The following is a 12,523-nucleotide window of genomic DNA, read 5'->3' as shown; positions in this document are numbered from 1 at the left end:
CCTTTCATAGAAGACATATCATGATCCATACCTTTCATAGAAGACATGTCATGATCCATTCCCATATCTTCCATAGTCAATAAAGAACGAGGACGAGGCTTAGGCATCTCAATTTGTTTTACAGGTGAGGTATTTTCATCATGTAAGGTTCCAACCGAAAATCCAGTACGGTCAATAGATTCAGCTTCGATTTGATAATGGGCTTGTTTCGGTTCAACAATGACATCATAAGTTTCAGCAGTACCTATACGGAACTCATCTACAGGAACAGGTTTTACAGGTTGACCATCGGCACTTACCACTGTCATTTTTAAATTTGGAATTCGTACATCAAAAAATGACATTGCAGAAGCATTAATAAATCGAAGGCGAACTTTTTCTCCAGCTTTAAAATTACCGGTCCAGTTTTGCTGAGGCGTTTTGCCATTCATTAAAAATGTATAGCCTGTGACATCAGACATATCTGTTTTCAACATCCGCATCTGATTCCACATAGAGCGGTCTTGCCAAGTTGCCTTCAATCCATCACGTTTAACTTGTTTTAATACATCGAATACTGTTTCGCGGCGGTTCTGATAGTAGTCTGCTTCTTTTTTAATATTTTTCATAATTTGATCACTTGTCGAATTATGAAAATCAGAAAGCAAAACAACGTAATCTTTATCGGTTTTTTCAGCAGCTGTTAGTGGAGTTTTATCTTTAGGATAAATAACAAAAGCACCATATAAACCGTCTTGTTCTTGTCCTTTACTATGTGAATGATACCAATAAGTACCATTTTGGCGGACTTTAAACTTATATTCATAAGTTGTATTAGGGGCAATGCCATGAAATTTGTTAAATCCAGGTACACCATCCATAATTCCAGGTAATAATAAGCCATGCCAATGGATTGAAGAGTCCTGATTTTTTAACTTATTGTGAACACGGATAACGGCCTCATCACCTTCTTCAAATTCAAGAAGTGGTGCAACGAATTTACCATTTACAGTAATTCTCTCAACTGGTTTTCCTGTGATATTTACAGTTTGTTCAGCGATTGTTAAATCATATTCTTTAACTGCCGCCATTACCCAAGTTGATGAAAATAAACCAACTCCAATTAAGAGTACATGACTTAACTTATTTGACATTCTATCTCACCTTTAGAAAGGTCAAGATTGAAGTAATAAAGCAAATATTTAGTATAAACTTTAATACTTCTTTCTCGCTATTTATAAAATTATTTATTGCTACTAGGCATATTCATCTTTGAATGATCCATTTTAGAATGGTCCATATTCATCATAGCATGATCCATTTTTGACATGTCAGATGAGTTAGGAGACTGATGTTGACTATGATCTTGCTGAGTCTTGTCATCTTTTTCCATTTTACAAGGTTTTGTACAAGGTTCCTGTGCTTTTACCGTTTTAGTGGCACTTGAGGTTGATACATCTTTTGCCCAAGATTGAGTACCAGCAATTAAAGTTCCAGCACACATTAAAATTGTTAGACTACGACGCACTACAGTTTTCATAAGTTTCTCTAAAAGTTAATTTCTTGCTACTACAATAAAGTGAAGCACTGAACATCTAAGTGACTTGAAAATGACATTTTTGTAATCTATCTCGATCAGATGTTTTATAACGTTATTATAGTTTTAATGAATGACTTAGGATTCGGAAATGAGAATACTATTAGTTGAAGATGAACAAAAAACTGGTGATTATCTCAAGCAAGGTTTATCCGAAGCTGGCTATATTACGGACTGGGTTACAGATGGGTTAACGGGTAAACATCAAGCTCTTTCTGAAGAGTATGACTTAATTATTTTAGACGTGATGTTACCTGGACTAAATGGTTGGAATATTATCAATGATATTCGTAGCAGCGGTAAAACAATGCCCATTCTTTTTCTTACCGCCCGAGATCAAATCGAAGATCGAGTAAAAGGATTAGAGCTAGGCGCTGATGATTATTTAGTTAAGCCTTTTGCTTTTGCAGAGCTTCTAGCTCGAATAAAAACGCTCCTTAGACGAGGGCAACAAAGAGAAGATAATAATATTATTAAGATTGCTGATTTAGAACTTGATTTGAGAAAACGTCGGGTAACACGAGCAGGTCAACGCATTGATTTAACGGCTAAAGAATTTGCTCTTATGGAGCTTTTTATGCGTAGAAGAGGTGAAATTCTACCAAGAGCACTTATTGCATCTCAAATTTGGGATATGAACTTTGATAGTGATACAAATGTAGTTGAAGTAGCTATTAAACGATTAAGAAATAAAGTAGATAGTAATTTTACCCCTAAGTTAATTCAAAATATTAGAGGAATGGGGTATGTATTAGAGGTAGAAGATGAATAATAAATTCTTCAAATCTATCAGTTTTCGTATTGGTATTATTTTCTCATTATCGACTATATGCATTCTCATTATGATGGGGTTTTTCATCCATAAATTAGTGATGCATCATTTTGAAACGCAAGATCGTACCCAATTAGAAGGTAAAATCCAGCTTATTCAGAATCTTCTCCAACAGCATCCTAAAAATTCTCCAGAACTTGATCTATATTTGAAAGATGCTTTAGTTGGACACCATGATCTTATGGTCCAAATAGAACGACCGACAGGTAAAGTTTTATTTAGTTCAGCATCCTCAATCATTAATACTCAAAATTTAATCAAGTCAGCAAATAATTCATGGATTAAATGGAAAATTAAGAATAAGACCTATCATGGCATGATCTACAACACGGATATAAACAAAAATACTGAAATACAATCTGTACGCATTATTGTGGGGATCGATACATCTGAACATCTACATTTTTTAAATGATTTTAAGCGTCAACTTTTTTACATTGGTTTAGCCGGTACGATTTGTTTAATGTTTTTAGGCTGGTTTGCAACCTGGAGAGGTTTAAGACCCGTGCAAAAAATGGCTAAGGTCGCAGAAGGCATTTCTGCCCAACATCTTTCAGAACGTTTAGAAGTTGAGCACACACCAACAGAACTAAAATCATTAGCAATTGCCTTCAATGATATGCTCGACAGACTAGAATCAGCTTTAGAAAGGCTTTCCGATTTTTCATCTGATTTAGCGCATGAAATTAGAACACCGATTAATAACTTAATGACTCAAACTCAAGTATGTCTTGCCCGTAAACGAGATACCAGTACCTATCAAGAAGTACTATTTTCTAATTTAGAAGAATTAGAACGTTTGGCTCGAATGGTATCCGATATGCTTTTCTTGGCAAAAGCAGAACATGGTCTAAAATTACAGAACTTACAGAATATTGACCTGGTTAAAGAAGTTACAGCCTTAATTGATTTCTATGATGCGCTAGCTGCCGAAAAAAATATGACGCTTCAACAAACAGGATCTGGAAATGTCAAAGGTGATCCTGCTATGTTACGTCGAGCACTCAGCAATCTATTATCTAATGCAGTTAAATATGGAAATAAGAATTCTACAATACGCATAAAACTTCAACAGAATTTAGATAACACAATATTTTCAATTGAAAATGAAGGCCCTGAAATCTCTCCTGAACAACTATCCAGGTTATTTGATCGATTTTATCGAACAGATGCATCTAGACAAAGAACAGAAGAAGGAACCGGCTTAGGGCTTGCCATAACAAAATCTATTCTTGATATGCTTGGGGCGACCATCCAGGCTGAATCCCTCAATGGTCGAATCATTTTTACCATTGTTTTTCAAAGTGAATCCATGCAAGGGGAATCATTTTAACTCATTTTTTGAACATCTTCCATTTACCCGAGTTGACCTTACATAAAGCTCAAACTGAGAGCCAGAGCTACGCCAGCACCTATCATGGCAATTGTGTAGCCAAATATGATAGCTCGGCCAAACTGTGCCCCCCCTGTCATCCATGCAATTGTCGCTTTGCTTAACATGTTGCTCAGTGTGGCCAGCCCTAGCGCGACAGCAGCCACATTTGTTGTTAAGCCTTCAGTACTATGCAGGCGGGCAAGTGAGACTAAAATAGCATCTACGTCTGCTAGCCCAGAAATAGTCGATAATACGAAGATGCCGCTGGTGCCCAACCATTGTTTTGCTGCCGGGACCAAGACTGCCATGACAGCCAGGAAAGCAGCGAAGCTGAATGCTGTCCCAAGATCAAAAGGCGCCATTGCTTCTATTGTTCGATCGTTGTTTTCAGCGCTGGTAATTTGGCGTTGTCTCCACAATGCCATACCCAGCAGAAGGATTCCCGCAATCATCATTGCACCACCAAAAGTGCTTAGCAATGCTGGCTCAATGACGCCTATCAGCACAACCATACGAAAAAACATGATGCCACAGGCAGCCAATGTTCCAGAAATAGCAGCACTGACCATGACGGGGTGCTGGCGTGTATAGCGTGCCAGTGCGACAGTTGCAGCTGTAGAAGATGCCAAACCACCCAATAGACCTGTCCAGAATATGCCTCTTTCTGAACCGGTAAGCCGCATGGCAAAATGACCTGCCAGAGAGAGTCCGGCAATCAGGATCACTGCCCACCATAACTGGTAAGGATTTAATGCAGCAAAAGGTCCCAGACCCGTATTGGGTAAGTAGGGTAATATAACGACAGAAAGTACCAGCAACTGCAGGGATGCGGTTAATTCACGATGCTCTATCAAGCGTAGCCAACCGTGTAAGGTTGGCTTGAGATCCAAAAATACAGCGACGATTACAGCCGCGGTTAATGCTAAAGTAACATTACCATGGGATGCATATGCACCTAAAACTAATGTCAACAGCATCGCGATCGTCGTGGTAGCGCTTAGATTACCGGAAAGTTTTGCGGTACGCGCGTAGGACACTGTTAATAATAAGGAAAGCCCTAATACGGCCGCGACCAGCGGCCAAGGCCCGAAGTTTGGTTGTAAATGACCGAGCACTCCTCCGAGCAATCCTGTCAATGTGAAGGTACGTAGGCCTGCTACTCGGCTGCCCTCGGGCAATTCACGATCGTGCCATCCTCGTTCTAAACCAATGAGCAGGCCGATGGCAAGTGCTGCAATAAGACCTGGTACATCTGGTGGAAGAAAAGAACTCTCTATCATAACTTTTTATTTCGCAGGCGAAGGGCATTCGTGATGACTGAAGCTGAACTCAAACTCATAGCCAAGGCGGCAATCATCGGTGACAACAACCAACCGGTAAATGGATATAGTACGCCAGCCGCGATAGGGACACCCAAAGCATTGTAAAGGAAAGCAAACATGAGGTTCTGTTTCATGTTGCCGACAGTAGCTTCCGAAAGTGAACGGGCAACAGCAATCCCTCGTAAATCTCCCTTGACCAGCGTAACTTGGGCACTATTCATTGCGACATCAGTTCCGGTCCCCATAGCGATACCGACATCAGCCTTGGCTAGTGCTGGTGCATCATTGATTCCATCGCCGGCCATTGCCACGATGCGACCTTGCTTCTGCAATTTGCTGACAAGTTCGAGTTTATCTGCGGGTTTAACTTCACCATGTACCTCATCAATACCCAGACGTGATGCGACTGAACGGGCAGTGGTGAGACCATCTCCTGTTGCCATCACGATACGTAGTCCAGCTTCCTTCAGGGTGGCAAGTGCTTCAGGGGTACTTTTTTTGATGGGATCGGATACTGCAAGCAGGCCGGCCAATTCACCATTGATGGCTAGATGCATCACACTTGCACCTTCTGAACGCAGCTCTTCGGCTTGCGGAATCAGAGATTGTACCGAGATACCTAATTGCTCCATCAGTGCTGTGTTGCCCAAAGCTAACTGACGATCGCCCACTTGACCTCGAACACCAATCCCTGAGCCTGATTCAAAATTATCTGGTGTTTCAAGAGACAGGCCACGTTCGTGTGCTGCGTTTACAATCGCTTCGGCTAGCGGGTGTTCACTGCCTTGATCAAGACTGGCGGCTAAACGTAATACTTCAGATTCATCGAAACCTGATGCGGCAACCACACGATCGAATACAGGGCGTCCTTCAGTTAACGTACCTGTTTTATCGATGATTAGTGTGTCAATCTTGCGTAGATTCTCAATGGCTGCTGCATCGCGGAACAACACACCATGAGTAGCACCTTGACCCGTTGCAACCATGATAGACATTGGAGTTGCCAAGCCTAGTGCACAAGGACAGGCAATAATGAGTACTGCCACAGCATTGATTAATGCATAAACCCAGCTCGACTCTTCTGGGCCGAACAGTCCCCATCCAAAGAAGGTAAGCAAGGCAATGGCTACTACAGCCATGACAAACCAACCTGCAACCTGATCAGCCATGCGTTGCATTGGTGCTCTCGATCGTTGAGCTTGCGCCACCATCTGTACGATCTGGGATAACATGGTACTTGAACCAATTTTCTCTGAACGCATGATTAGGGAACCATTGGTATTCAGGGTAGCACCAATGACTTTATCACCGATGCGTTTAGTGATCGGTAAAGGTTCACCTGTCAGCATCGATTCATCCACTGAACTACTTCCTTCAGTGATTACACCATCCACAGGCACTTTTTCACCTGGGCGAATTCTGAGTAAATCTCCTACATGGACATGCGTTAGAGGAACATCTTCTTCAGTTCCATCAGGCAGGATTCGGCGAGCTGTTTTAGGAGCGAGCCCAAGGAGTGACTTAATTGCAGCAGAAGTTTGCGAACGTGCTTTTAACTCCAATATTTGTCCCAGTAGGGTCAATGAAATGATGACCGCTGAAGCTTCAAAGTAAACAGCGACACGACCCATGGAAATAAATGAGTCTGGGAAGATTTGCGGTGCAATGGTTGCGACCACACTATAAATAAATGCAGCTCCAGTGCCCAAACCAATCAGCGTCCACATGTTCGGGCTGCGATTCACAACCGATTGCCAACCCCGGGAAAAAAATGGCCAACCTGCCCAAAGTACAATTGGGAGTGACAACACCAGTTCAATCCAGCTCTGAACAGCCATATTGAACAGGTTCATTTGATGACCAAACATCGCCAAAAAAGTCACGATGATGGTCAATGGCAGTGTCCACCAGAAGCGTCGGCGGAAATCACGTAACTCCGGATTCTCATCTTCCTCTAATTCAGGAATGAGTGGCTCCAGTGTCATTCCGCATTTAGGACAGTTTCCAGGATGATCTTGCCTGATTTCTGGATGCATTGGGCATGTATAGATGGTCGTACCTGTTGTGCTTGCCGCATTAACGTGTTGAACAGTCTGATGATGCTGTGTATGTGCATCGGCAGTCGTCGTTGCGGGTTTAGCGATATATTGCACCGGGCTGCTATGAAACTTTGATTGACATTTATCACTGCAAAAAAAGTAAGTTTTCCCCTTAAATTCCTCATGGTATTTCGATTCTTCAGTGACGGTCATACCACAGACTGGGTCTTTCAGTACGTCTGTTGTAGCCTGTGCCATATGGTCCTGGTTATGATTTTTTTGATCTGACATAAATAATTCTCTTATGGAAAAGTGGTTTTATGGCCGAATTTTGGAATAAATCTCGGAGTCTGTTGAGCATAGCTGTCATAGACAGCGCCAAACTGTTTACTCATTTCAGCCTCTTCCTTAATTGCCAAGCGGCTGTACATTAAGAGTAGGATTGGAAACATAATCAGTGTCAGTAAAGTTGGCCATTGCAATAAAAAACCCAGCAAGATCATCACAAAAGCCACGTATTGTGGGTGACGTATACGTGCATAAGGGCCTGTGATCGCTAAAGAATGCTGACGTTGCGCGTTGTACAGCACGTGCCATGACGTTGATAACAGGTAAAATCCATAGCCCAAGAAAACGTAACTGGCGATATGCAAAATGCCAAAATGTGGATCACCTTTTTCACCTAATAGCGTTGACCACAAGTGACCTGCATTATGAGAAAGTAAGTCAAGTTGAGGGAAGCGAGTTTGAAGCCAACCAGATAACAGATAAATGGTTAAAGGAAAACCATACATTTCGACAAATAGAGCAATGATAAAAGCCGAAAAGGCCCCAAATGTACGCCAATCGCGCGCAGTGGAAGGTCTAAAAAAACTGAAAGCGAACATGATAAAAACTGCTGAGTTAATGATAACCAGCGTCCATAAACCATAAGCCGATTCCGCATGATTCATGATGGATCTCCTGATAAGAGCTATTTTTTGTTATCAGATATATCGGATTTTTTTTGCTGCGAGTGGTTATGCCCATGACCACCATGCATAAAAATATGCATCAGTGGACACGCTAAAAGGAATAAATAAGGCAAAGCACCGATAACGTGGGCTAAATGTTCCGTTAATAGAAAATAAGCTGCGATACCGCCCAGCACGATTAGACCAATGGCATAACGTGTAGACCAGAAGTTAGGTACTGAATTATTTTCTTGGTGTTGGTGATTCATGGTGCTTTCCCCTAATTCATGGGTAACTATTTAGTTGCTGACGGAGGCATACAGTCCATCATCATCTGCATCATGGATTGCATCATGTCCATACGTTTTTCCATCATCTGCTGACGGTCAGCCATATTTGCATTCATGCTTTGGCTGCCCATCTGTTTCATCATACTCATACCTCCTTGCATGAGTTTCATGTGCTCAGCCATAAGTTTCTGACGTTCTTGTGGGGTTTTTGCAGCCATCATCTTCTCATGCATGGCTTGCATCGCCTTCATGTGTTGATCCATTGCAGCCATTTTATCTGTAGCAGTGGTGCTGGTAACTGTTTGCTTAATTGTTACTGCAGATGGTGCTGTTTTTTCAGGGTGGTGATCTTTGTGTTCATCGGATTGCTGTGCAAATGTATTCAATGACGCGGCTGCGATACATAAGCCCAAAAAAATGTTTTTGAATTTCATCATAATTTTTTCCTTTAAATAATTTGGAAGTAAAAGCTATGTTTTAGTACTGAACAGAGTCTAGGAATTTGACTACTAAACTGATGAAATTTTTGGTTATTCTCTGTCTCTCTTAAAAATTTTAGCACTATTAATTAATTATTTTTAAAAATGACAAAAATGTAATTTTGAGATCTTCTCGAAATATATAGTCTATGCTGAGATGACAAAAATTTTATTTAATATTAATCTTTTAAAACTATTAAAGTTGTTATGATTTTATGTGCTTAAAAAAATAAAAATGAAATAATTAGATGACTCCAAGGCTAGTTAGAGACACATTCTTAATGTAATTTACACTGTTATTCCTTTAAAGAAAAAATACAGTTGATCAAAATAGTTTTTTATAGAAAAAAGGGTGGATAATTTAATTATTAAACTTATTGGTATATTTATTAGATAGAAGGGGCTTTGTTGCACAAACCTATCTCTAAAGGCTTATTCCACAATATAATTCTCAAATGAATAAGCCCACACCTAAAATCTATCGTACAACCAATTGGTCTTCTTATAACAGTGCATTAATAAATCGAGGAAATCTCTCAATTTGGTTTGATCCCAAGACTCAATGGTACGCTCAACCCAAAGGTAAACATGGTCGAAATCAAACTTATTCAGATACAGCCATCCAATGCTGTTTAATGATCAAATCCTTATTTCGTCTTTCTTTACGCATGGTCACTGGCTTTGTGCAAAGTCTCATTCATCTTTGTAGATTAGATTGGACAGCACCAGACTATTCCACCATCTGCAGAAGACAAAAGCATATTGATATTGCAATTAACTATCAAAAAAGCAGTAATGGTCTCCAGCTCATCGTCGATTCTACTGGCTTAAAGTTTCTAGGCGAAGGTGAATGGAAGCGTAAGAAACACCAACCTGAATATAGTCGCCAATGGCGTAAACTTCATATTGGGATAGATGCTGAAACCCTTCAAATACGAGCAGTTCAGCTTACAACCAATAACGTGAGTGATTCACAAGTGCTTGGTGATTTACTCGATCAGATTCCACAAGATGAGCAGATTGACTCTGTCTATACTGATGGGGCTTATGACACCAAGCAATGCCGTCAGGTCATTGCAGATCGGCAAGCACATGCAGTGATTCCTCCTAGAAAAAATGCGAAACCTTGGAAAGATACAAAGACCAGCTCGCTAGAGCGAAATGAATTACTTCGAACAGTTAAACGTTTAGGAAGAACAATATGGAAAAATTGGTCAGGCTATCATCGCCGAAGTTTGGTCGAAACCAAGATGCATTGCATCAAATTATTAGGCGATAAACTCCGTGCGAGAAACTTTCAAAGCCAAGTCAATGAGATTCATGCACGTGTGGCCGTATTAAATAAATTTACAGATTTAGGTCGACCTCACACCCAAGTTGCCACTTAAATTTAGATAACTTGGAAGAAGTTTAGCTTTTGAATGTTTGTGCAACAAAGCCGATAGAAGGTAAAGAAGATTATTTTTAATATTAGGGTTTATAATCCAAATTTCAGAGTAAGGAATCTACTACTTATATAATAGAGATTCCATCTCCAAAACAGTACTACTGTATGAATGAGTTGTATTCAATGCAGGGAAGAATGTAGATCCTTAATACTAACGGAAAATTATTTTACTGAATTTTCATGTAAAGACTCATTTAATTGATCAATCACTGTCGTCCATTCACCATCAGAGTGTAGTTTTTCTTCTAAAAAATGACGTTGAGCATCAGTCCAAAAAATTGCTTGTGTTAAAAAAACATCTCCAGCTAGCTGATGGCTCTCTATGAATTTTGCAATTGCTTCTTCAGTAGAAGCTAAACCAAGCTGTTCAAATAATTTGGTCATTCTTGGACGTGTTTGAGTCATGTGCTTAGCCCACAAATTTATATTAGATCAAATTAAACATAACATGTTTATATTTAAACTAAAATATAAAAAATTAAATAGCTACTATTTTCTTAGACAAAATGATTACTACATTTCATAAATCAACCACCTACATAATTTGTTTATTAAATGATCATTATTTTTCAATAAGATTATTTTAATAGTTAAAGATTTTAAATTTTAAAAATGACAAAAATGTAATTTTGAAGTCATCGCTCTGTCTCTGTCTCTCACTAATAATTGAAATATAAGAGGAGATGATGTGGTCTCATTAAATACAGATTTTATAAAGTCATCTCTAATGAACTAACGAATCAAGAGGAAACGTAAATGAAATTATTTCAAAATAAAATGACTGCTCTACGTCATGTTTTAGTAGCTGCAACGATGATTGTGGCTACTACAACTACGTTCGCTCATGTGAGTTTAGTGAGTGCGATTCCTGCGGAAAATGCATCTGTCCTTAGTCAACCAAAGAACTTGACCCTTAACTTTGGTGCAGAGGTTATGTTGATGAATATTAAGTTACTGGATGCTCAGCGAAGAGATGTTCCTTTAAAATATGAAGTTACTCATGACTTAAAGAAATCCTTTGATGTCGCTCTTCCGAAACTGAAAAAAGGTAAATATACCGTTGTCTGGACAACAATGGGGAAAGATGGTCACAACATGAATGGTGAATATAGTTTCACTATCAAATCAACTAAATAAGAATTGATTACCTTTCAACATGTCAGTGAGGTGCTGGCATGTTGTTCTAGAATGGACAAAAATAATGATTTCTGAATATTGGATGTGGGCCACTTGGTTAACTAAGGTTATTTTATATTTAAGTGTAGCTTTTGTCGTTGGTGGAGCCTTTTGCTATTTTTTACTTAGACAATATCTTGAACTAAAAGAATCGATTCTTAAATATATTACAATTGGCGCTGGATTAGGCCTAATTTCCAGTACCTTGGGATTTTTTATTCTGATTGGTAGTTTTGCCAATACTGGTATTACAGGGATGGTGGACCCCACGTATATTAATATATTGGTTAATACTCCGACGGGGTATATATACGTTCTTCGTTCTATTAGTTTTGCTCTTTTACTTCTTCTCATGGTGGTTAAACTTAACAGGAACAAAGGTCATTTTTCTATAATTGAAAGTTCAATATTTTGTGTTTTACTTCTCCCGATTATTTTTAGTTTTTCCCAGCTCGGACATGTCGCTAATTTAACCTTACTTGCTCAAATTTTATTATCAATCCATATTCTAGTTATGTCTTTATGGATGGGGTCTTTATATCCGTTATGGAAAACCAGCCGGGAAATAAGTGGTTTACCTTTAAAAGATCGCATGCATGTATTTGGACGTATTGCTGCTTTCATTGTTGGGATATTAATCGCCTGTGGCGCTAGTGTAGCTCTTCTTTTAATTAAAGATTTTAATACCTTAATCAATACCGCATATGGCTATGGTTTCATGGTTAAAATGTTTTTTGTTATAGGTATTCTACTTTTAGCTGCCTTCAACAAATGGTATTTCACCCCGCGTCTTCAACATCCTAAATTCGCTAAACACCTTAGTCATGCCATTTTATTTGAGATGTTATTAGGTCTATCAATTCTATTAACAACAGGCTATATAACCACTGTCGTGGGTATTGAATAAGAGAATTTCAAAATAAGGGAATTGAGGAAATTTAACATTACTGCATGGCTTTGTTGCACAAAGCCATGCTTGAAGGCTTCTTCAGTTATATAATTTCCAGATGAAGAAGCCTACACCTAAAATCTAT

The 12,523-nt window shown here is 39.3% G+C and carries 13 protein-coding genes; 5 read left to right on the top strand and 8 right to left on the bottom strand.

Annotated features, from left to right (window positions below; translation table 11 throughout):
- Both B3Q46_RS14825 and B3Q46_RS14820 read right to left on the bottom strand, forming a co-directional pair.
- Positions 1-1,133 (bottom strand): multicopper oxidase domain-containing protein (locus tag B3Q46_RS14825; RefSeq protein WP_005021639.1); only part of this gene is annotated, 1,133 nt, incomplete at its 3' end.
- An 89-nt stretch (positions 1,134-1,222) separates the two neighbouring features.
- Positions 1,223-1,519 carry a hypothetical protein gene (locus B3Q46_RS14820; protein WP_005021637.1) on the bottom strand — a complete coding sequence of 99 codons (297 nt, stop codon included), beginning with the start codon at positions 1,517-1,519 and terminating at the stop codon, positions 1,223-1,225.
- A gap of 148 nt (positions 1,520-1,667) precedes the next feature.
- On the opposite strand from B3Q46_RS14820, the gene B3Q46_RS14815 reads away from it, so the two are divergent.
- Both B3Q46_RS14815 and B3Q46_RS14810 read left to right on the top strand, forming a co-directional pair.
- The gene (locus B3Q46_RS14815) at positions 1,668-2,348 is read left to right on the top strand and encodes a heavy metal response regulator transcription factor (protein ID WP_004679347.1); all 681 of its coding nucleotides are present in this window, start codon (positions 1,668-1,670) and stop codon (positions 2,346-2,348) included.
- Positions 2,341-3,741, top strand: a complete 1,401-nt coding sequence (locus B3Q46_RS14810) for a heavy metal sensor histidine kinase (protein ID WP_286716535.1) — start codon at positions 2,341-2,343, stop codon at positions 3,739-3,741. Before B3Q46_RS14815 ends, B3Q46_RS14810 begins: the two co-directional genes overlap by 8 nt.
- Positions 3,742-3,779: 38 nt before the next feature.
- Here B3Q46_RS14810 and B3Q46_RS14805 read toward each other — a convergent pair whose 3' ends face one another.
- From B3Q46_RS14805 to B3Q46_RS14785, 5 genes are read right to left on the bottom strand one after another with little or no spacing between them, the layout of a single operon-like run.
- The gene (locus tag B3Q46_RS14805) at positions 3,780-5,063 is read right to left on the bottom strand and encodes an MgtC/SapB family protein (RefSeq protein WP_004663995.1); all 1,284 of its coding nucleotides are present in this window, start codon (positions 5,061-5,063) and stop codon (positions 3,780-3,782) included.
- Positions 5,060-7,435: a heavy metal translocating P-type ATPase gene (locus B3Q46_RS14800; protein ID WP_286716532.1), complete on the bottom strand. Its 2,376-nt coding sequence runs from the start codon at positions 7,433-7,435 to the stop codon at positions 5,060-5,062. The genes B3Q46_RS14805 and B3Q46_RS14800 overlap by 4 nt, the downstream gene beginning before the upstream one ends.
- Positions 7,436-7,446: 11 nt before the next feature.
- Positions 7,447-8,097 (bottom strand): methyltransferase family protein, encoded by a 651-nt coding sequence (locus B3Q46_RS14795; RefSeq protein ID WP_004663997.1) that lies wholly within the window; start codon positions 8,095-8,097, stop codon positions 7,447-7,449.
- A 20-nt stretch (positions 8,098-8,117) separates the two neighbouring features.
- A complete protein-coding gene (locus B3Q46_RS14790) occupies positions 8,118-8,366 on the bottom strand; it encodes a DUF2933 domain-containing protein (RefSeq protein WP_004695740.1) in 249 nt (82 codons plus the stop codon).
- Between the two features lie 26 nt (positions 8,367-8,392).
- Positions 8,393-8,824, bottom strand: coding sequence for a hypothetical protein (locus B3Q46_RS14785; RefSeq protein WP_004695737.1), 432 nt, complete (start codon positions 8,822-8,824; stop codon positions 8,393-8,395).
- Between the two features lie 497 nt (positions 8,825-9,321).
- Between B3Q46_RS14785 and B3Q46_RS14780 the strand changes: the two genes are divergently transcribed.
- Positions 9,322-10,254 carry an IS5-like element ISAha1 family transposase gene (locus B3Q46_RS14780; protein WP_005021628.1) on the top strand — a complete coding sequence of 311 codons (933 nt, stop codon included), beginning with the start codon at positions 9,322-9,324 and terminating at the stop codon, positions 10,252-10,254.
- Positions 10,255-10,475: 221 nt separating this feature from the next.
- Here the strand turns inward: B3Q46_RS14780 and B3Q46_RS14775 are convergent, their stop codons facing one another.
- Positions 10,476-10,718 (bottom strand): DUF2789 family protein, encoded by a 243-nt coding sequence (locus B3Q46_RS14775; RefSeq protein WP_004281876.1) that lies wholly within the window; start codon positions 10,716-10,718, stop codon positions 10,476-10,478.
- 351 nt (positions 10,719-11,069) lie between these two features.
- Here B3Q46_RS14775 and B3Q46_RS14770 point away from each other — a divergent pair, with 351 nt between their 5' ends.
- Both B3Q46_RS14770 and B3Q46_RS14765 read left to right on the top strand, forming a co-directional pair.
- Entirely contained in the window at positions 11,070-11,450 is a 381-nt protein-coding gene (locus tag B3Q46_RS14770; protein WP_005021626.1) for a copper resistance CopC family protein, read from the top strand.
- A gap of 64 nt (positions 11,451-11,514) precedes the next feature.
- A complete protein-coding gene (locus B3Q46_RS14765; RefSeq protein ID WP_005021625.1) occupies positions 11,515-12,396 on the top strand; it encodes a copper resistance D family protein in 882 nt (293 codons plus the stop codon).
- The last annotated feature ends 127 nt before the right edge of the window (positions 12,397-12,523 follow it).

Origin of the sequence: Acinetobacter sp. UBA2581 (assembly GCF_002339435.1) — a bacterium.
Classification (GTDB): Bacteria; Pseudomonadota; Gammaproteobacteria; order Pseudomonadales; family Moraxellaceae; genus Acinetobacter; species Acinetobacter variabilis.
The sequence above is the reverse complement of the archived record's forward strand: the minus strand, read 5'-3'. Positions and strand labels throughout refer to the sequence as shown.